This is a genomic window from Cutibacterium namnetense (assembly GCF_001642025.1).
Lineage (GTDB): Bacteria > Actinomycetota > Actinomycetes > Propionibacteriales > Propionibacteriaceae > Cutibacterium > Cutibacterium namnetense.
Map to the genome: position 1 here is coordinate 200,720 of NZ_LWHO01000001.1, position 19,843 is coordinate 220,562.

17 protein-coding genes, 1 tRNA gene and 1 pseudogene are annotated in these 19,843 nt (G+C 61.0%); 9 read left to right on the top strand and 10 right to left on the bottom strand.

Features of this window, described 5'->3' with window-relative positions:
* The first annotated feature begins 86 nt into the window (after nucleotides 1-86).
* Together A5483_RS12580 and A5483_RS00820 are read left to right on the top strand one after the other, a co-directional pair.
* Entirely contained in the window at nucleotides 87-425 is a 339-nt protein-coding gene (locus A5483_RS12580) for a hypothetical protein (RefSeq protein WP_002519875.1), read from the top strand.
* Between the two features lie 196 nt (nucleotides 426-621).
* A complete protein-coding gene (locus A5483_RS00820; protein WP_063810736.1) occupies nucleotides 622-2,319 on the top strand; it encodes an ABC-F family ATP-binding cassette domain-containing protein in 1,698 nt (565 codons plus the stop codon).
* Here the strand turns inward: A5483_RS00820 and A5483_RS12195 are convergent.
* The 9 genes from A5483_RS12195 to A5483_RS00865 all read right to left on the bottom strand — a co-directional run bounded on the left by A5483_RS12195 (nucleotide 2,287) and on the right by A5483_RS00865 (nucleotide 9,389).
* Nucleotides 2,287-3,054 (bottom strand): recombinase zinc ribbon domain-containing protein, encoded by a 768-nt coding sequence (locus A5483_RS12195; RefSeq protein ID WP_002519877.1) that lies wholly within the window; start codon nucleotides 3,052-3,054, stop codon nucleotides 2,287-2,289. The two genes, A5483_RS00820 and A5483_RS12195, sit on opposite strands and share 33 nt — an antisense overlap.
* Complete coding sequence (locus tag A5483_RS12200) at nucleotides 3,051-3,884, bottom strand: recombinase family protein (protein ID WP_008598638.1); 834 nt, start codon at nucleotides 3,882-3,884, stop codon at nucleotides 3,051-3,053. The genes A5483_RS12195 and A5483_RS12200 overlap by 4 nt, the downstream gene beginning before the upstream one ends.
* Nucleotides 3,881-5,083: a recombinase family protein gene (locus tag A5483_RS00835; protein ID WP_002548057.1), complete on the bottom strand. Its 1,203-nt coding sequence runs from the start codon at nucleotides 5,081-5,083 to the stop codon at nucleotides 3,881-3,883. The genes A5483_RS12200 and A5483_RS00835 overlap by 4 nt, the downstream gene beginning before the upstream one ends.
* Nucleotides 5,084-5,139: 56 nt before the next feature.
* Nucleotides 5,140-5,328, bottom strand: a complete 189-nt coding sequence (locus A5483_RS00840) for a hypothetical protein (RefSeq protein WP_008598641.1) — start codon at nucleotides 5,326-5,328, stop codon at nucleotides 5,140-5,142.
* A 155-nt stretch (nucleotides 5,329-5,483) separates the two neighbouring features.
* Nucleotides 5,484-5,732 (bottom strand): helix-turn-helix domain-containing protein, encoded by a 249-nt coding sequence (locus A5483_RS00845; RefSeq protein WP_002519881.1) that lies wholly within the window; start codon nucleotides 5,730-5,732, stop codon nucleotides 5,484-5,486.
* A 168-nt stretch (nucleotides 5,733-5,900) separates the two neighbouring features.
* Entirely contained in the window at nucleotides 5,901-6,509 is a 609-nt protein-coding gene (locus A5483_RS00850; RefSeq protein ID WP_254926916.1) for an N-acetylmuramoyl-L-alanine amidase, read from the bottom strand.
* Nucleotides 6,510-6,529: 20 nt separating this feature from the next.
* A tRNA-Ala gene (locus A5483_RS00855) sits at nucleotides 6,530-6,605 on the bottom strand.
* A 139-nt stretch (nucleotides 6,606-6,744) separates the two neighbouring features.
* A complete protein-coding gene (locus A5483_RS00860) occupies nucleotides 6,745-7,995 on the bottom strand; it encodes a M16 family metallopeptidase (RefSeq protein WP_193790418.1) in 1,251 nt (416 codons plus the stop codon).
* A 122-nt stretch (nucleotides 7,996-8,117) separates the two neighbouring features.
* Nucleotides 8,118-9,389 (bottom strand): M16 family metallopeptidase, encoded by a 1,272-nt coding sequence (locus A5483_RS00865; RefSeq protein WP_063810738.1) that lies wholly within the window; start codon nucleotides 9,387-9,389, stop codon nucleotides 8,118-8,120.
* Nucleotides 9,390-9,629: 240 nt separating this feature from the next.
* Here A5483_RS00865 and A5483_RS00870 point away from each other — a divergent pair, with 240 nt between their 5' ends.
* From A5483_RS00870 to A5483_RS00890, 5 genes are all read left to right on the top strand, one after another.
* Nucleotides 9,630-10,049: a DUF5318 family protein gene (locus tag A5483_RS00870; RefSeq protein ID WP_042843188.1), complete on the top strand. Its 420-nt coding sequence runs from the start codon at nucleotides 9,630-9,632 to the stop codon at nucleotides 10,047-10,049.
* Nucleotides 10,042-12,405, top strand: coding sequence for a transglycosylase domain-containing protein (locus A5483_RS00875; protein ID WP_063810739.1), 2,364 nt, complete (start codon nucleotides 10,042-10,044; stop codon nucleotides 12,403-12,405). Before A5483_RS00870 ends, A5483_RS00875 begins: the two co-directional genes overlap by 8 nt.
* A gap of 171 nt (nucleotides 12,406-12,576) precedes the next feature.
* The gene (locus A5483_RS00880; RefSeq protein WP_063810931.1) at nucleotides 12,577-13,962 is read left to right on the top strand and encodes a hypothetical protein; all 1,386 of its coding nucleotides are present in this window, start codon (nucleotides 12,577-12,579) and stop codon (nucleotides 13,960-13,962) included.
* On the top strand, nucleotides 13,959-15,134 hold the full coding sequence (locus A5483_RS00885) for a hypothetical protein (RefSeq protein ID WP_063810740.1): 1,176 nt from the start codon (nucleotides 13,959-13,961) through the stop codon (nucleotides 15,132-15,134). Before A5483_RS00880 ends, A5483_RS00885 begins: the two co-directional genes overlap by 4 nt.
* Nucleotides 15,131-16,468 (top strand): O-antigen ligase family protein, encoded by a 1,338-nt coding sequence (locus A5483_RS00890; protein WP_063810741.1) that lies wholly within the window; start codon nucleotides 15,131-15,133, stop codon nucleotides 16,466-16,468. The genes A5483_RS00885 and A5483_RS00890 overlap by 4 nt, the downstream gene beginning before the upstream one ends.
* On the opposite strand, the gene A5483_RS00895 is transcribed toward A5483_RS00890, so the two are convergent.
* Nucleotides 16,429-17,691, bottom strand: a complete 1,263-nt coding sequence (locus A5483_RS00895; RefSeq protein WP_063810742.1) for a glycosyltransferase — start codon at nucleotides 17,689-17,691, stop codon at nucleotides 16,429-16,431. The two genes, A5483_RS00890 and A5483_RS00895, sit on opposite strands and share 40 nt — an antisense overlap.
* A gap of 245 nt (nucleotides 17,692-17,936) precedes the next feature.
* Here A5483_RS00895 and A5483_RS00900 point away from each other — a divergent pair, with 245 nt between their 5' ends.
* Both A5483_RS00900 and A5483_RS00905 read left to right on the top strand, forming a co-directional pair.
* On the top strand, nucleotides 17,937-19,064 hold the full coding sequence (locus A5483_RS00900) for a glycosyltransferase (RefSeq protein WP_063810743.1): 1,128 nt from the start codon (nucleotides 17,937-17,939) through the stop codon (nucleotides 19,062-19,064).
* Nucleotides 19,061-19,843 (top strand): annotated as a pseudogene (locus A5483_RS00905) (O-antigen ligase family protein); the annotation flags it as partial. The gene A5483_RS00900 and the pseudogene A5483_RS00905, both read left to right, overlap by 4 nt.

A 19,843-nucleotide genomic window follows, 5' to 3' on the forward strand; every position in this document is an offset into this window, starting at 1 on the left:
TTTGAACTGTGGCTCGGCTGCACGAACCGCGTGTTCTCGCTTGTCGCGAGGGGTTTACCGGGCATCGAAGCGGCCACCGGAACCCTGTGTTGTGGACTCTCGGGGTCAGTCTGTCCGCTCACTTGAGATGGCTTAACATTTCTGACCGACGCCGAAGTCTACGAACGCTGCGAAACGCCAACCGACGCCTTTGCAACCAAGCCTTCTTCATCAAGATCTACATCGACGAAGACGACCAACTCCGCGTCGAGAACAACCGACCTTTCGAAATGCTCCTCGACCCTCAGATCAACGCCAACGCCCTCACCTGGGCCCAGAACGGCAACAAGGCCCGAATCGAAACTAAGGGGTTCGAGCCTTGTGCGTGGGGTTACTTAGACGTTCATTTTGATACAAGGATCTGGGTGGGTGCACGGAGGGGCTAGGTGGGTGCATTGCATCCTGACAGGAGCGCCGGGTGAGTTCTGGTTGACTACCAGCAGCGTGTTCGGTATGGTAAAGGATAGTTACGCGACAGCGTCCGTTCCAATTTCTGGGAGTGTGTTAATTCCGATGGTGCTGTGATCTCCGTTCGGCTACGCCGAGAAGCGTCCAAATGTTTCGACGGTTTTGGGGATCAATATGTCTGCTATCGAGGTAATCAATCTTTCTTTTTCATTTTCCGCTCAGCCACTCTTGGATAACGTTTCATTCAGCGTTGGCGATAGCGAGCGCGCAGTACTTGTGGGGCCTAATGGCTCTGGCAAAACCACTCTCCTGCGCCTGATACGAGGAGAGCTAACCCCGGATCGAGGACATATCGCCATCAGTGATGCAGGAGATGCAGGTTCTTGTCGCTTCCCTTATGTTCGTGACGCCACTGGCACAGTTCAGGACTATCTGGACGACGTGTTGGCTGGCCCATGGGAGTTGCTCACTCGCTTCGACCACGTGACGAAGCAACTATCGGCTGCCCAAAGTTCAGCGAGTCTCGCTAAAGAGTACGATCACATACTCACCAGTCTTACTCTGGCCGACGTATGGTCGCTCGAAGCTCGAATCGATGAAGTGTTAGCCGGTTTAGGTCTAGGCCAGCTGACCGGACGCGGTCGACAGCGCGCACTCGGCTCACTCTCCCCTGGCCAGGCAGTGCGGCTCGAACTGGCAGGCATCATTATGGTCAGACCAGTAACTCTGGTCTTGGATGAACCCACCAATCATCTTGATGACGAAGCCGTAGGCTTTCTGATCCAGCAAATAACAGATTGGCCGGGGCCAGTGCTCATGGCCAGTCATAATCGTGCGTTTATTGAAGAGACAGCCACGGTCATCTATGACCTCGATATTGCCCCGTGGCAGGCTTTGGCCACAGCTGAAGGAGAGGCTGTGTCTGGCGTGTACCGGTGCACTGGCGCCTATAGTGATTATCTTGGCGCCAAACAACACGCCCGCATGGAGCATCAAAAGCTTCACGCCACCCAGCAATCTGAAAAACGCGCGATTCGAAGTCATCGCCGTCGCAGCGAAGATATCGCTCGTGGTGGAGTGAAATTAGCGAAGGCGCAGGGCATGGCACGTAAGTTCTTCTCTGACCGGGCAGAAAAGACCGCGCTGCGACGCACGCGTAACGACGATCAACGCTTACACGATCTTGCTGAACATGAGGTGCGAAAACCCCGCAACTACCAACTTAAGCTCAACCTTCCACCAGTCGGCTCGCGTGGCGGGTTAGCCGTCACGGCACGAAGCGCCTTCATTCCAGGCAGGCTTCTCCCAATCACGTTCGACCTTGCCACGGGGGAACATTTAATACTGACTGGCCCGAATGGAGCGGGGAAAACCACGCTCTTGAATTGGCTTGCTAGTGGGAAAACAACAATCGACCCTAGATCCGAAGCCAGCGGCACTATCTCTGTCAGCGGGCGGCTTGCTTACGTCCCACAGCGCCTACCACGCACAGGAGATTCCTACTTTCACCCAGAACATTGGAAAGACGGGATCAGAGAACTTGGCACGGGAATACTCCACCCATCCATGTGGGCCACCCCAGTCGGCCAACTTTCAGATGGAAACCAGCGTCGAGCCCAGATCGCGTTAGCCGTGGCGCAGAAACCCGAGATTCTTGTCATTGACGAACCAACCAACTACCTCGACCTCGCCACGCTTGAAGAACTAGAGGACGCGCTAGGCCAATGGAACGGCACACTCATCATCGCCAGTCACGACCGCTGGCTTATCAACCACTGGCAGGGAACACAAATCGAATTATGCCCCACAGATCCAGCGCCCGGATCACCGAATCCCCTCTTACTCGTTAAGAGCCGGTTCGAGCCGTGGTAGTGCCGTCCTTGAGTGTGAGTTTGATAGCGCCGTCGTGGTTGACGGTGGTGTGATCGACGAGGGTGTTCCAGGCTTGGTCGGAGTATTCGAGTGGTGGTTGGGTGGCAAGGTAGTCGCGTACTTCGATTGCTTGTGCTCGGCGGTGGCGCAGATCGTCGATCTGGTCGCTGATCCGTTGATGCTCGGCCTCAAGTTGGTGGTGCCGATCTTCAAGCTCGTGGTAACGGCGGTCGTAGTCGTCAGGGTCGTGGGCGGTCGTGGCTGCGGGGTGATGAGTTGGTTCATCAGCGTGATGGTTTCTTCGATCCGCTCCCCCAGCGTGGCCTGCTTGGTTTCGAGCTCGCGGGTGTCGTAGACGGTTTCGTCGAGCAGGCGCATGGTGTCATCGAGCACGTCGTTGCCGGTGACCCGCTTAGCCAGGGCTGCGACGAAGGCGTCTTTGATCTGGTCTTCGGTGACGTGGGGTGTCGCGCAGTGATGATCCTTGTTGTATTTGTTGTTGCAGCGCCAGATGTAGCGGCGGTATTTGCTGGTGGAGTGCCAGACTTTCCGCCCAAACCTCCCGCCGCAATCGGAGCAGGTGATCGTGTTGGCGAAGGGGTGGGTGTTGGAGGTGCCTTTGCCTGCGCGGCGGGCGAGTTCTGCTTGGACGGTGTCCCAGGTGACGGGATCAATGATGGGTTCGTGGTTGCTGGTGACGTAGTACTGGGGTACTTCGCCTTCGTTGATTTTCATGGTTTGGTTAGGAAGTCGGTGGTGAAGCTCTTTTGCAGCAGCGCGTCGCCTTTGTATTTCTCGTTGGCAAGGATCGACCGCACAGTGGAGGGCGACCAGATTTGTTTGCCACGCGGGGTGGGGATGCCATCGGATGTGAATTCTTTGGCGATGGTTTGTGGGGTTGCGCCTTCGAGGAAGCGGGCATAAATACGACGGACGGTTGGTGCTTGGGTTTCGTCGATGGCGAGGTTGCCGTCTTCGCCTTTCTTGTAGCCGAGCAGGGACGCGTAGGGCACCATGATTTTCCCGTCGGCGAAGCGTTTACGGTGGTCCCAGGTGACATTCTCGGAAATGGAGCGGGATTCTTCTTGGGTGAGGCTGGACATGATGGTGATGAGTAGTTCGCCTTTGGAATCGAGTGTCCAGATGTTTTCTTTTTCGAAGTAGACCTCTACGCCTTTGTCTTTGAGCTGGCGGACGTGGATGAGGGTGTCGACGGTGTTGCGGGCGAACCGGGACACGCTCTTGGTGAGGATCAAATCGATTTTTCCGGCGAGGGTGTCGGCGATCATGGTTTTGAAGCCTTCACGGTGTTTGGTGCTGGTGCCAGTGATGCCTTCGTCGGCGTACATGCCTGCGAATTCCCACTCTGTGCGGGATTGGATGTGGCTCGTGTAGTAGTCGATTTGTGCCTCGTAGGAGGAGGCTTGTTCTTCCATCTCGGTGGATACCCGCGCGTAGGCCGCTACCCTGCGCCGACGCCGAGTACCCTGCACCGTGGTGTGTCCGGGTATTTTTGTGGCTGGGATCGCGGTGACACGCTTGTTCCGAATCTGCTTGGTGGTCATATCGCACTTTCCTCGTCCAGGCTCACCGCCACTGGCACTTCGCCGCTAATGGTGTGGATGGTGAGCGTACGATCGGGATTGACAACGATTTTCACGAGGCGCGTCAGCGCATACTCGTCGTCCCAGTCGTCGAGGCCAAGCACGCGGGTGCAGATCTGGGTGAGATGGGTTTCTCGGATTTGTGGTGCCTGGCAGGGATTGCCTTTACCTTTGGTGGCGGTTTCGCACCACCAAAACTTGTAGGACGTGTGGCGGCGTGTCTTGGTGCGGCGGTGATAAAACCTGCTACAGACAGAGCATTCAATCCGAGAGGTGAGCCCGGTCGTTCTAGCTGACGGCGTGGCTCCACGTCCGAGATGTCTGCGCCGGGCGAGCTCGGCCTGGACGGCGCCGAACGTGGTCTGGTCGATGATGGGCGGGTGGGATTCGTCGACGAGGTAGCGTGGCAGCTCGCCGGTGTTGGTATGGCAGTTCAATTCTGCAACGTTTGGCCGGTAATACTTTTGCAGGATTACGCGGCCGGTGTAGATTTCATTTTCGAGCCATTTGCGGATCGTCTTACCGCGAAACTTGGCTCCCCGCCTAGGCTTGACCCCTTCAGCATTCAACTGACTGATGATCTTGGCTTCAGTCTCGATGATAGCCAAGTCACTACCCACGTATTGGTAGCCGTAGGGTTGGCGCGAATGCATGAGCCCGTCGGCGTATTTCTTCCTTATCCCCCATTTAACATTCTTCGACATGGATCGAGATTCCTCCTGCGCAAACGATGCCAGCAGGGTCAGCAGGAGTTCACCGTCAGCGGTCGCGGTATCGATCTGTTCACGCTCGAAACGCACTGAGACGCCGAGGATTTTGAGTTCGCGGACGGCATCGAGCAGGTCGACGGTGTTGCGAGTCAGCCTGGATATCGACTTCGTCAAAATCATGTCGATGTCGCCGGAGCGGGCGGCGGCCATCATGGTCTGGAACCCCTCTCGACGGACGGTACTGGTGCCGGTGATGCCTTCGTCGATGAACACGCCTGCATAGTCCCAACCAGGGGTGGATTGAATCAGATGAGAGTAGTACGACACCTGGGCGGCAATCGAAGATAGCTGGCGTTCGTGCTCGGTCGATACCCGCGCATACCCTGCTACTCGTAGCCGACGTGGCGTGGCGGGTCTAGGTGGGATAACTCGAAAACTACGCGAGGTCACTCCCTGCTTCTCTTTCTTCTATGGCGACAGGTGTTTTGGTTGTATCCATCTACGCTCTAAACCTGAGTCTTATCCAGTCGAACCTGCAGCAACAATGCCCCCACTGGCGCGGTTGCTTCATGCCCGATCCGCGTAAGGATCACGTGGCTTTCGTTTGGGGTGAGTGCGCCGGTTTCGGTGAGCCGATCAATAAAGGCGACCTGGCGGGCAAGATCGACTTCGGCATTGAACATGGCACCCGTCACGGTCTGCCACCTCGGGTGCTGAAGCGGTGCCTGATATAGCAGGCATGCGAGCAATACTTACGGTGCTTGTTTCCGTAGGCCTCGAAGCTCTCACCGCAAGCAACGCAGGTGAAGGTGTATATTGCCCGCCGGTTGAGCCGTTCGGGGTGGGCGTGCTACCACGACAAACGACACACATCCGAACAGAACCTTTGCCCCGCCACCGCAGCTTCAAAATGCCCATTACAGTGTTCGCATGCCTTAGCAGGCTCAACATCAACCGCCGGATCGATGTTGATGTCAGCTCTGCGACAGATCGACTTCACCGTATTGCGCGACATGCCCAATCTGGTGGCGATCTGCCCATACGATGCGCCTCGGCATCGCAGCTCCACAACTCGCTCACGGGTAATCTCACGTGCCATGACGCGCTCCTGCTCAATAGAAATAAGGTCTCTACTGACAGGGCTTCGACCCACCCCGATTTATAACCACCACTGTCCTGGTGCGATGGGAACAAAAATGGCCCCGCCACCACCTCATGTAGTGAGGCAGCGACGGGGCGAAACAGGACAGTTTTCATGAGTCTTGGTTTAGTGGCGGAGTTTTTCGTTGACCCGGCGCTGGACGGCGTCGTAGTTGGATCCGAGTCTGCGTCGGCGTTCGTTGCCGTTGCCGTATTCGCCGCGGATGACCGCGTCAGCGAGCGCGTCAATGTTCGGTGCCGGCTTCGGTGTGGGTGCGGGTTTCGGTGCCGGCGCGGGTGCGGGCGTGTTGCCGGTCATGTGGTCGTACCAGTACTGGGCGCGAGCCATATAGGCGGCGTGCTGAGTACCGGCCAGCGATGCTGGGCATTCGGTGGCTGAGAAGTTTTTGTGCCCGAACACGTTCTTACCCCAGGTAGGGCGGCCGAGCTTGTAATACCGACAGATCGCGGCCACCAAATGTGCGCCGTTGTCGAGGCAGGCGTCAGAGATTTTCCATGGGTTAGAAGAGGCGTCGGCGTGCTCGATACCAATGCTGGTGGTATTGGCTGCCCAGTTTCCGGCGTGCCAGGCGGTGTCGCGGTCCCACACGAGCTGCCCGATCCGCCCGGAGGTTTCTACCTGGTAGTGGGCGGAGGCGGGCCGGGTCTGCCACACGTCCCAGCACCCTTTGATGGTGAGGTTGCCGGCGTTGTGGTGGATGATCACCTTGTCGATTCGGTGGCCGGAGCGTCCTTTGGTGGAGCATAGGGGACTCGAACCCCTGACCTACTGCTTGCAAAGCAGCCGCGCTACCAACTGCGCCAATGCCCCGTGGACCTCCATAGTGTAGAGGATGCGCGGTGGTTTGGGCGAGTCGAAGCCTCGCGCAATGTCGTCTGGTCCTGCCAAAAAGTCGAGATTGTGACGGTACCATCGCGTTTTCGGGGCAGTTTGTGACGCATCGGCCCGGTTACGACAACACCTCGGCGGGACTAACGATAACGGCCTCGAGTCCACGCTCAGCCAGTGCGGGAGCCAACTCTTCGGCCTGACCGCAGATACCGATCCGCCAGCTGTCGGGGATCAGCAACTCCCGCCAGGCTCGGTTCACCGACCATTCCCCAGCACTCGCCCTCGCTGATGCCACGGCGGCGAGGTGATCGTCGACCCAGTTCGGTGCCAGTCCGGCCCCGACCAGAGCTGCCACTTGGTGGGCGACCGTACCGGCGGTGTCGTACTGCAATGGGGCGATGCCAACCGAGTGGTCGCGGGCGGCATCCACTTCGTCGGCCCTCAGGTCGTCGCTGGAGGTGAGAATGCGTAATGCCTCGGCCACGGCGTCGGCTCCAACCTCAGTGCGGAAGGACCCCGCAACGGTCGCCACTCCACCATCGGGGAGTGGGCGGCTCGACATTCCGACCCCGTAAGACCATCCCTTGTCTTCCCGCAGCACCTGGTTGAGACGCGACCCGAACGTCCCGCCGAGGGCTCCGCATGCGACCTTGAGGGCGGCCCAACCCGGGTGGGAGCGCCCCACAGTGGCCTGCTGGATACGCACGTCGGCCTGCACAGCGTCGGGGCGGTCGACAAGAATCACCCGTGGTCCGTCGAGGCGTGGCTGGAGTGGAGCAACCTGCGAGGGGGAACCGCTGGTCGTCCACTCCTTGAATATTGACAAGTCGAGGTCCTCGACTCCCTCTCCGGCAACCACCAGCACGGCATCGGAGATCGTCCAGTGCGCGGCCCAGAATTCTCGTGCGGCTGCAGCGTTGAGCTTTTCTACCGACGAGAGGGTGCCGATCGTGGGCAGGGACGACCGTGACCCCACTGGCCATAGCGCCCGTGCTGCTGCCATCTCGGCTAGGGACGATCCGCGCTGGCTGGTCTGGGCCAGGGAGGCTCGCGCCGCGTCGATCTGACGAGCGATGTCCTCTTCGACCAGGCTCGTGGTGTTCAACAATTCGACGAAGAGTTCAGCCGCTGCATCGAACCTTGTCACGGGCACATCGACGCCGACGTGGCTTCCAGCCACCCCTGCCGAGCCGTCGTAGCTGGCCCCGATCGACTCCATGGCCTCGGCGAAGGCTGCACCGGGATGGGGGCCGGTGGATTCGTCAGCCGTGCGGACGACGAGTCCAGCAAGACCTTCGAAACCAGCAGGTTCAGCACCCACGGGCGCGTCCAACCCGATTTCCATAGTGATAATGCGCTGGCCGGGCATCGGGACGCGCACCACCGGCAGGCCGGTTGGCAGGGCCTCGACGATGCACTGCGGAAAGGACCACGGCGAGCGTGGACGCACGGTGGGGCGGCTGGTGACAGGACGATCATTAAAGGTTTTCATCACGCCTCCTGGTGGACGACGGTCGACGCCTGAGCGGGGGCTAGCCATCGCTGTGTCGCACCAGCGACCTGATCACCCGTGACGGCGCGAATCCGGTCGAGATAGGTGTTGACGAGAGTGGCGTCACCCAGCAGGGTCTCATGCATGTTGAGCAGGTCGGCACGCTCGTCGACGACGGCCAGTGACTCCAGCCAGCCGCGTTCGACCTGGGCGCGCGCCCGCTCCAATTCGGCCTGGCTCGGCCCGTTGGTGGCGAGTTCGGTGATGATCTTATCGACAGCCCCGGTCAATTCCTCCTCGCAGACCCCCGGCTTGAGGTGCGCCGATATCAGAGTTGCCGATGCTCCCCGTGCCAGCCCGAAGTCGCTCATACCTACGCCGTCGACGAGGTGACGCTCCCTTTCCAGGGTGCGAATGAGTCGGGAGCTCATCCCCGACCCGAGTACGTCAGCCGCCATCGCCACAGCAAGGTTGTCGGGGTCGGTGATGGGCGGAGTAGCCCATGCCCGGGTCACCGCAGTTCGCGGGAGGGGACGTGTGACGACGACGCGAGGGTTGTCGTGGCGAATTGGTCCCTGAACGCGCTCAGGGAGGTTTCCGGTGGCAGCGGGAACCGCCCCGAGGTATTTATCGGCCAAGGTCAGCCCTTCGTCGGCATCGACACACCCGGAGATGACAAGAACGGCATTGTCGGGCCGATACCAGGTGGAATGAAAGGCGGTGACGTCGTCGAGACAGGCGGCGTCGAGGTCGGGGACCGAACCGATGGTCGGGTGGCCATAGGGATGCTCGTTCCCAAACCTCCCGTCAAGGAGTAGATCGAGCAGGTCACCGTAGGGGGTGTTGTCGTAACGCTGTCGTTTCTCTTCCTTCACTACCTCGCGCTGTGTGGCCAAGTTCTCTTCTGTGACGGCTAGGTGGGCTAGTCGTTCGGCCTCTAGCCACAGTGCGAGTTCCAGTGCCCCGGCTGGCACCGTCTCGAAATAATTGGTGCGGTCGAAGCTGGTCGACGCATTCGCTGACCCACCTACCGACTCGATCGTTGCCAGATGTTCGCTCGATGCGATGCCGCTCGTCGTACCTGAGAACATCAGGTGCTCGAAGAGGTGGGCGAACCCGAAGTGTCCGGCTTCTTCATCGGCCGATCCCACCCGGTACCAGATGTTGACGGCGACGCCGGGCAACGTCATGTCGGGATTGATGACTACGCGCATCCCGTTGGAGAGGGTCGCGCGTCGCAACTGGAGGGCTTCGGACATAAGTCCGAGCATAGGGGTAATGGTTCGGGCCCCTCTACGAGACCGCGGTGGTGAACCTTCACGAACCTTCTACGAGACCGGTGTGGTGAATGTGTTGGGGGTCGGGTTTGATGCCAGCAGGGATGGCAGCCCCCGCCCTTGCCAACCCGATTGCCACGCGGGGCTCGAAGTAGGTGCGGCGGACTCTTCGAGAACGCACCGTCGAACACGGGTGCTGCGGAGTCGTCTGAGCAGCGCCGTACTCTTGGGGGCATGCAGACGCAGCGAAACGTGGTCTCCCACGCCCTGCAACGCCGTCATACTCTGGAGGCGTTGCGCAGCCCCCAGGTCGATCTCAATGCTCCGACGGCATGTGATGCCGACCCTATGTTGGTGCGTGCCGCCATGCACCATGGCGAGCCTCTTGACCACGACTGCCCGGTCTGTGAGTCCCCGCGCTTAGCTCTGCTGCGCCACGCCTTTGGCCACCAGCTGGGCCAGTACTCGGGACGCATCCGCACTCTTGACGAATTAGAGGATATGGAGCACCAGTTCGGCGAGTTTCACGTCTATGAAGTCGAGGTCTGCCCCGACTGTCTGTGGAACCACATCCTCGTCGACTATGTCCTGGGTGACGGCCGACGCCGCCGCCCACCTCGCCATCAGCCGACCGTGGAGGACATCTATGGCTGACCACAAATCCGCCCGGAAAGCATCGAGGCGCCACGGCCCCGCGTTCGGAGGCAGCACCAAAGGTGTTCGTCGGACCGCCGGGAGGCACAACCGGCATCCTAAGTTGAGAAAGTTCTTCCGCGGTCTGTTGATCGCCATCCTGTCTTTGGCGATCATCGCCGTTATTGGGCTCTTTGTCGCCTACGAGCGCACCGAGCTTCCTGACCCTAACCGTGACTTCCAGACGAACACCTCATTCATCTACTACCGGGATGGCAGTCGCCTCGGATCCTTTTCGGTGCAAAACCGTCAATCGGTTCCTTATGAGTCGATGCCGAAAACTCTGCGTGACGCCGTCGTCTCGGCGGAGAACCGCACGTTCTGGTCTGACCCGGGTATCTCGGTTAAGGGCATGACGCGCGCCGCCTGGGCGATTGCGCGCGGCGGTGAGATGCAGGGCGGCTCGACGATCACCCAGCAGTACATCAAGGTGTTGTACCTGTCCCAGGAACGCACCATGGGCCGCAAGTTCAAGGAGCTCCTCCTGGCGGTCAAGACAGGCAAGGAAGTGCCCAAGCAGGACATCCTCGCCGGATACCTCAACACCATCTACTTCGGCCGGGGTGCCTACGGTGCCCAGGCCGCGGCCAAGGCCTTCTTCTACACCGATGCCTCGAAGCTCACCCTGTCTCAGTCGGCGGTGCTGGCCGCCGTACTCAACAGCCCGTCGAACTTTGACCCCAGTGGTGGCGTAGCGGCTCGCGAGAGGCTGCTCCAGCGGTACCGATATGTCCTCGACGGCATGCTTGAGGCCGGCAATATCACCCAGGCTCAGCATGATGAGACCTACCGGAAACTACCGAAATTTCCTAAGGTCCCCGATTACAACCGATGGGCGGGAACCGACGGCTACCTCATGAAGATGGTTCATGATGAGCTCATCGCCAAAGGGTTCTCCGATCAACAGATCAAGGGTGGCGGCCTCAAAGTGACGACCACCCTGGACCGCCAGGATCAGAAGGCTGCCGTGGCCGCGGGCCAGAAGTATAAGAAGATCGCAGGCCGTAACGCTGGTCCTAAGGGAGCCAAGAATTTGCATCCTGCGATCGCTTCAGTCGACGTCAGTTCCGGTGGCGTCTTGGCTCTTTATGGTGGCGATGACTACATCTCCAACACCCGTAATTGGGCGCGTACCGCGCGTCCGGCGGCGTCCACCTTCAAGACCTACGCGGCTGTGGCGGGGATGCGTCACGGATTCAGTTTGCGCTCCCGGTTGGATGGCAACGCTTTCACACCTGATGGCGGCAAAACAGAGGTCCGCAACGAGAACGATAAGAGCTACGGCACCGTTAGTTTGCGTCAGGCTATTGCGAAGTCGATTAACACTGCTTTCGTCGACATGGTTTCGCGAACGAAAAATGGTCCGAAGGCCGTTGTCCAGGCTGCCACTGACGCTGGGGTTCCTCGGGGAACCGGGTGGGATCTCAACAACCGCATCGCTTTGGGTACTGCTGAGGTCAGTCCGCTGGCCCAGGCGGGTGGCTATGCCACGATTGCCGATGGCGGTAAAAAGGTCACCCCACACGTTGTGGACAAGGTCGTCGACCAATCAGGCAAGGTCCTTTACCACGCTCCTTCGCCGTCTGAGCAGACCATTGAGGCCGATATCAGCCACGATGTCACCTACGCCCTGCGGTCGGTAGTTGAGGAAGGTACGGGAAGGATCGTGGCCGACTTTGACCACCAGGTGGCTGGGAAGACGGGCACCTCGGGAGTTGGTGAGGGGGTGACAGCAGCGTGGTTTGTCGCTTATACCAAGCAGATCTCGACGGCTGTCATGTTCGTGGCCGGGAACAGCGGCAACGAAAACCTCGACCCTTACGCCCGAGCGGGAGCCACTGGCTTCCACGGTGGTGATTACCCGGCGCGCACCTGGCTCGACTACATGCAGACGGCGATGAAGGGGCTGCCCAACAAGTCCTTCGCCGATCCAGACTGGGTAAACCTGTCCGGCAAGCATTATGGCTCTACCACGCGTCCGCAGATGCCGGCTGAGGAGGATTCCCCTCGCGACTCGGACCGGTCGAACCAGGATGATCCAGAGTCGCCGGACGAGTCGTCTATGCCGACTTCGACTCCCACTCGAGCCTCCACTGCGGAGCCGCCTCGAGAGCAATCCGCCGAGCCCTCCGCAACGAGGGCCGCACCGGCCCATACGCCTACCCAAACCGCTAGGCCCACACAGACTTCAGAGCCTACGCACACGTCTAGCCCTACGCATACATCCACGCATGCCTCTAGACCGACGCACACTTCTCGTCCGACCTCGGCGACGCGCGATGGGAGCCAATCGAGTGATCGGGCACACAGTGGGTAGCCTGACCACGTGACGATCCCCGATCCGAAAGACGACGCCATGGCTGCTAGGAGGCGTGTCGTCGCACACCCAAGCGATGGATCCACGGGTTACGTGGCTCGCCGTGCCCGTGATGTTCCGCGAGGGTCTCGTGTGTCTCAGCTGGGACTAGACCGTCGTATTGGCGGGCGTATAGGCCGTCATGCCTGGCCGCGCGGCATCTTCTTTGATCCGGGTCCGTGGGCCATCATGAGTGCCATCGTGGTCTGGTTGCTGACGATCTATCGCGTCACTCCGTGTGTGCAGCACGATGCAGCTAAGGCTGTTGATCAGTATCAGCGGCAGTGCTACTCGGATATCCCGACGATGTATCGGTCTTCCGGGATGGGTCATGGCGGGTCGTTGTTCGCGAACCCTGATATTGCCCAGACCCCCCTCGTAACTGTTGTCATGGCGTTTTGCCGCCGGGTGGTGGGGGTGTTTGGCGCAGAGGTCTCTCCGAAGGCCACGGATCAGCAAGTCCTTGACGCCGCCAACGCCTACTGGGGGGTGGCCCAGGTTGTGCTCTTCGTGGCTTTTCTGGCTGTCACGATCTCGGTCATGCTGCTGGGGCGCGGATCGGACACGAACCTTCCGGTCGATGACAAGGGCCGTCCGACCCAGGCTCGGCGGCGATCCTGGGATGTTTTCTGGGTGGTGTTGTGCCCGGCGGTGTACCTCGCCGGCCTCATCGATTTTTCCATGGTCCCGGTTGCGTTGGCGATGACCTCGATGCTGGCGTGGGCGCGTCGGCGCCCTGGGCTGGCCGGGATCCTGATGGGTCTGGCGTGTGCCGGGAGTCTGCAAACGGCCGTGGTGGCCTTTGCCGTCTTGGTGTGCTGTTTGCGTGCGACTCGGTTGCCAGAGCTGGGGCGGTACCTCTTGTCGGGATTTGTGGTGCTGGTGGTGTGCCACCTCGTCGCGGCCTGTGTGAGCTTCACCGCCTGGTGGACTTATGTGCGTTCGGCTTTCTGGTCGGGTACCGGTCTGGGAACGATCTGGTACGTCATTCAGGACTCCTCCGGTGGCACAATTCCCGGGATTGGCTGGATTACGGGCACCTTGACAGTCGGCGGTCTGCTCGGTCTGGCATGGCTGTCGATGACGGTGCCGAGGCGTCCGCGCATCGCCCAGGTGGCCTGTGTGGCGCTGTTGATTTTGTTCATCACCAATAAGGTGTATTCGCCGCAGTGGGTGCTCCTCCTTGTCCCGCTTGCGGCCTTGGCCCGTCCCGATCTGAGGGACTGGGCTGTGCTCATGGTGGGGGAGTGTTTCTACTGCTTGGCTGTGTGGGCCCATCTGGGTGGGCTGTCCCTGCCTGGTGGTTCCGATGCTGACATCGTCTATTGGGCGTCGGTAGTGCTGCGTCTGGTTTGCGAGACTTGGTTCGCGTGGGGTGTCCTGGATGACATCCGACGGCCCTGGAATGATGTCGTCAGGGTGGGGTATGCCGACGATCCCACCGGTGGCGTTCTCGATCACGCCCCGGATCCGGTTCCTGAACCTGTTGAGGATTCCAGCGCGGAGGCTGCTCGATGACGCGCACCAGACGCTCGACGGCTAGGAGATTCGCTCCCGCTGCTGAGGGACGCCTGGTGGCCCAGAGTTGGTTGGGCAGCCGTGCGGTCCTGCTGATCGTCGCCGTAATCGTCATGGCCGGGTACCACCGCACCTTTTCTCAGGTGACGGGGAACTGGGACGTGCAGCACTACATGTCGATCGCTCGCAACGGCTACGCCGATCCTCTCGAAATGGCTTTCTTTCCCGGGCTTCCGGCCTTGCTGAAAGGTGGCAGCCTCCTAAGCATTCCCATGGAAGTCACCGGGGTGATCCTCGGTCTGATCGGTTCAGCCCTTGCCGCGTGGGCTCTCTTCCGGATTGGTGGGATGCTCCCCGCCTGTCTGTGGCTCATCGCACCGACAGCCGTGTTTACCATTGTCGGTTACACCGAGGCACCCTTCTGTGCTGCTGCTTTCTGGGCCTGGGAGCGTGCTCGTGCTGGGCGGTGGTGGGCGGCAGCCCTCCTCGCCGGTGTGGCATGCACGTTCCGAGTGTCAGGTCTGTTCCTGATAGGGGCGCTGGCAGTCTTGGCAGTCCTCGGTGATGGGGATGAGGCCCGTCCGACGAGCCAGGCTGCCCGGCGTCGCCGCACCGTAGATGTCGTCAATCGATTGTCCACTCTGCTGGTGCCCACCGCCGTGCTGGTGGCTTTCGTGGTGTGGCTACATCGGCTGACAGGGTCGTGGACTGCGTGGTCTCAGGCCCAGACGGAGGGGTGGGGACGCGGATTCACGACCCCGGTAGAGACGTTGCGGCACACCTTGCCCGCGACCCGCCCGGAGACCTGGCAGTCCACCTACGGCGCTGGGGCCACTGGTGTGGCCATCGTGTTTCGGCTTGAGTTAGTTTCGGTGGCGCTGGGCGTCGTGGTGTTTCTGTACTGCCTTATCCGATGTCGCTGGGCCTCGGCGTCCTGGGTGGGTATTCAAGTGGTGGCCTTTTCGATCGGATACTGGTACATGAGCGTCAACCGTGCCACCTTATTGTGGTTCCCGCTCTTCGTCGCCCTCGCTGAGGCCAGTCGTGGCCCGTCCAAGCCGCCCGGTTTGGTGCTGCTGTGGCGGGGAATTACGAGCATTATCGTCGCTGCTGATTTTGCCGTCATGGTGTGGTGGAGTTGGCGATTCTTTACCGGGGGGTGGACTAGTTGAGCCGTGCGGTCCTCATCGGGCCGGGACGTTACCGGCGGGCCATAGGTTCGCTGACCTCTTGGGGTCTATTAGCACTCGTAGTTGTCGAGACGTTCGCTGATCTCCGGCATGGGCCCACCTCGCCGCCCTGGATCGTCAGTAGCTACCTCGTCGTTGACGCGCTGGTCATCCTGGTCTGTGGACCGGCGTTGTGGCTGCGTCGTCATGACTTTGGGCGGGCCGGACGGTGGATACTCGGTGGGGCGTTAGGCCTCATGGTGTGGGCTATCGTCTCGGCATCCGTGTGTCCGCTGCCTGATCTCGGGTTGGAGCCGGTGGGCAGACCCTTACTAGTGATGGCACCGGTCACAGCGGTTGCAACCCTGCTCGCTGGTCTGTCGGTGGCCGCGGGGCTGACGGCCAGCTCCTCTCGACGGGTAGTGATCGAACGATTGTGGTGGCCTGCCGCGGCCATGACGTGCGCGTCTTATCTTCAGTGGCCTCGCGCTATGAGGGTGCACGGATCCACGCGGCTCGCGACCGGTATGGGCGGCTCCGCGGTGCTCCACGTCGCCTTGTTGCTGGCTTGTGGTGTATTGGTGGCGGCTGCGGTGGCCGGTTACCGGCGCGTCGCCAGCGGGATATTGGCTGCTGGTGCCCTCGTCGCCATCATATTGACGGGTTCGCGATCGGGGCTGGCCTGTGCGACCCTGTTCGTGCTCGGATGTGCGATCGGCTCAGTGGTGTGGCGCCGCTCCCGGGTAGTGAGCTGGGCTGGTCATCGGCGAATGGTCTGGGGAGGGCTCACAGCACTGGCTGTAGTCGTCGTCGGTATGGTGATTTTGGTTCCCGGGCTGCGACGCATGCTAAACCCGTCTGATCCGATGAGGTCGCGCACGCTACGCACCGGGATAGAGGTGTGGTCGAGCGACCTCAACCATGTTTTTTTCGGACTCGGGTCGGGGCGGCTGTGGCCGTGGTATTTGTACGACTCCCATGCCCGACGCGAACCTTGGCGCGGGTTGATGACGACGCAGTGGGGACCCACTCTCAGCAGCGCGCATTCCACCGTGTTGGCGGTCCTCGTGGAGCTTGGCTTGCTGGGCTTGGTGCTGCTCCTGCCTGTGCTGCTAGTTCCCGTGGTGGAGCTGGTTCGCCGTCTACTTGACGGTACCTGCCCTCCTGCAGAGGTCGTGCTGCGGTGGGCGGTCGTCGCTACACTGCCGGCCTTCCTTCTTGATACCTACCTCGTCAAAAACTTCGGCGTGAGCATGTGGTGGTGGGTGGTCGTCCTGCCGACCGTGGCGTGGGCCGATCAGCGTCCGCCCAGCACCTCGCGACAGAACTCGGGGTAGACGACAGAGGCGCGGAACTTTTCCTCCCATACTTGGCGGGAGGCCTGGCACACCTGCTGGTACTCGTCTTCAGGCAGACGTGCCAGTTGCACGAACGCGTCAGATGCCTGGGCGTCGGTGAACTCGGCAGGCAGTACATGCCCGTTCCTCGATGAGACGATTTCTCCCACCCCACCGACGCCGGTCGCAATGATGGGGATACCGAGGGAGGCAACCTCCATCATTGATACGGGGAGCCCTTCCGAGGAGGAGAGGTTAACGAAGACCGACGGTTTGAGATCACGCTGGGTTGCCATGACCTGAGCGTTGTCGACGTGGCCGAGCAGGGTGACGGCGTCCGTGACGCCGTGAACGGCAACTTCCTGACGCAGGGTGTCCATCTGTGGTCCATCACCGAGATGAGTCCAGCGCGCGTCGATGCCAGTTGCTCGCACTCTGGCGAGGATGGCGGGCATCCGGGTCATTCTCTTGATGGGGACGAGGTGGGCGCAACTGATGATGGTAAAGGGGGTACGTCGGCAGTGGGCCGGCTGTTGGGGGTCAGAGGTGCCCAGGTAGCGAGTGTGTATCTTCTCGGCGAACTGGGGCCACGTTGTTTGCAGTTCCTGGGTCCCCTGCTCGGAGACCGGGCAGATCCCGTTAAGGGACTGCAGGAGAAGGCGACGTTCTGGGATGTGATGGCGCGGGGAGACGCTGGGATACAGGTCGTAGCCATGGGCTCGGGATATCACACGGTCCACGGTGACTCCTTGGGCGCGCAACTGGTCGGCTAGCAGGGTCGCGGTGCGGGCTGTGATGTGCAGCCAGAAGGAATAGATCGTGACATGGGATTCCGGGGTCAGCCTGAGGCTAGGGAGTTTGGCAAGGATGCCGTCGAGGGCTGCTTGGGCGCGACCCTCGAAGTGAGCGTCAGAGACGAGTAGGCGGGGTTGGTGTCGGGCCTCAGCCCAGTCCACCCCGGTGGGTGGGAGTCGAAGCAATCCCCTCGCGGTGGTGAGGAGCCGGTTGAGGTCTCGGTGCGAGGTTCGGGCAATGTGCATGACCTGGGCGTTGCCCGGGATGGCCCGTGTCTGTACATCGTTGGGGCCAGCTTGGATTGGGATGATCACCACCCGGTCGAAGGCGCGGCCCACATGGTCGATTTCATTTTCGAGGAACTCCTCCCCGCGCGACAGCGGGTAGGTGTTCGTCAGGAGGATCAACGTCGACTCTTGATGTGCCATGTGGTGATCCTAACCTGCCTGGCCCGTCATTCTCGCGGTGCGGGGCCGCCCCCAGGCCGATCCCGCGTGGCAATACGGTTGGCGCAGGGGGTTGGTGCCATCCAGGATCGCTAGGAGGCGGTTCTCGAACGCGATTGCCACAGGGGTGAGGTATGCGTGTGCGTCGTTGTGCCGTCTCATCGTCATGCCTTGGTAGACCTCGGGTACCGTTGCGGTGAATAGCTCGGCGAATCGGAGGACAAGCCATGTCACAGACCGGACCAGCCCGCGAGGTCCGACGCTGCATCTACCACGTCCCCTACCCGCTTGACCCGAACACGACGTTCGGAGGGCAAAAACGCGCTGTGGCGATGTTCAAGGCCTTGGCGCAATGGGGAGAAGTGTGGGTGGTTGCCGGTGACGCCCGTCAGCGGCGTCGTCAGATGCAGGTGGTGATGGACGCCGTCCGTGGCGGCACCCGCTTCGAGTTCTGCTACTCGGAGTCTTCGACCATGCCGACAACTCTCACTGAACCTCATCACCTGCCGACCCACCCCTTCGAGGATTTCGCTTTCCTGGCCCGACTGCGTCGGCACGGCATTCCGGTGGGCCTGTTCTATCGGGACGTGTACTGGAAGTTTCCGCTTTACGGTGAGGGGGTCCCGAAGGCCAAGCAGCTCGTGGCCCAGGCGATGTACCGCTACGACTTGCTCGCCTACCGGCAGTGCCTCGACGTCCTTTTCCTGCCTTCGCTGCGTATGGGAGAGTGGGTTGACGTCGGTGATCGGGTGAAAAAGGTTGCCCTGCCCCCCGGCCACGACATCGACGGGACCCCCGCGGCCCCCCCGTCATCGCCGCTGTCGATGTTCTACGTCGGCGGATTGGGATCCCTTTACGACCTGCGTGCTTTCTGCGAGGCAGTCGCCAGCGTCCCCGAGGCGTCCCTGACGATCTGCACCCGGCCTCGTGAGTGGGGGCAGGCCCGCAAGGACTACGAGCCGCTTATGGGGGGCAACATTAAGGTTGTCCATGCCAACGGCAAGAAGGAGCTGGAACCATATTTCGCGGCGGCCAATGTGGCCGTTTTGGCGATGGCCCCGCATGAGTACCGAGACTTTGCGGCGCCTCTTAAGCTCTTTGAGTACATCGGCAACGGCAAGCCAATCATCGCCACCGAGGGCACCTTCGTCGGAGATGTCGTGACGCGCGACAAACTTGGATGGACGGTGAAGGCCTCGGTGGAGGAGTTCACGGCCCTCTTAGAGCAGCTCACCCAGCATCCAGAGCGGATCAATGCAACCCGTGACAGAGTCATGGCCGCACGTGGCCAGCATACTTGGCCAGCCCGGGTGGAGGAGTTGGCTACGGCCCTGGCTGCGGTGGATCAGCGATGAGCGTCGTTGAGCGAACGGCAGTATCGCCGCTGGACCGGCAAACAGTGGCGAGCCGAGCCACGTCGGGGGTGTGGCTGGGGGCAGTCGCCGCCGTGCTGGTGATGCGGCTGCCCATGGGTTTCCTGCTTTTCCTGATCGTGCCATGGGTCATCCTGGCGGTACAGACGCGGTTCCCTTCCAGGCTCAGGGTGGCTCCGCTTGCCGCGGTCGAGGTGTGCTGCATGGTGGCTTCTGGGGTGGCCGTGACACTCTTCCACCCCAGTCTTCTGGCCGACACCGGGAACAGTGCCTTCATCATGCTTGCGGTCATTGGTACGACTCTTGTGGTGTTTCGCTCAGCTGAGCCGGGTAGGACAGCTCGTCAGGTCCTCAGCGGCCTGTACTGGGGCGCAATCCTCGTGTGGCTCATCGGCATGGGGGAGATCGTGACCGGTATCAAGCTGTTGCCACTGCTCTACCCGGAAGCCAACACGTTAGGCGCGGTGTCAAAGAGCCGGTGGATCGTCACTGCAACCTACCCCAACTACAATGACTACGGCGTCGTTATGGCGATGCTTTTCACCGCTGTGCTAGCCCGGCTGTGGTTCAACCCGCGGGGTGGCGCGATCCGTCTTGGACGGTTGTTCGTCCTGGTGACGTGTCTGGCAATGATCCTCATCGGCGGGTCGCGAGGTGCCCTCTTAGGTTGCATCTGTGCCGTCATCCTGTTGTTTGTCCTCAACGTTCGTCGTCTCCACACAGCCGCTATGGGGGTGCGTGCCTTCTTCTGGGGTGGAGCC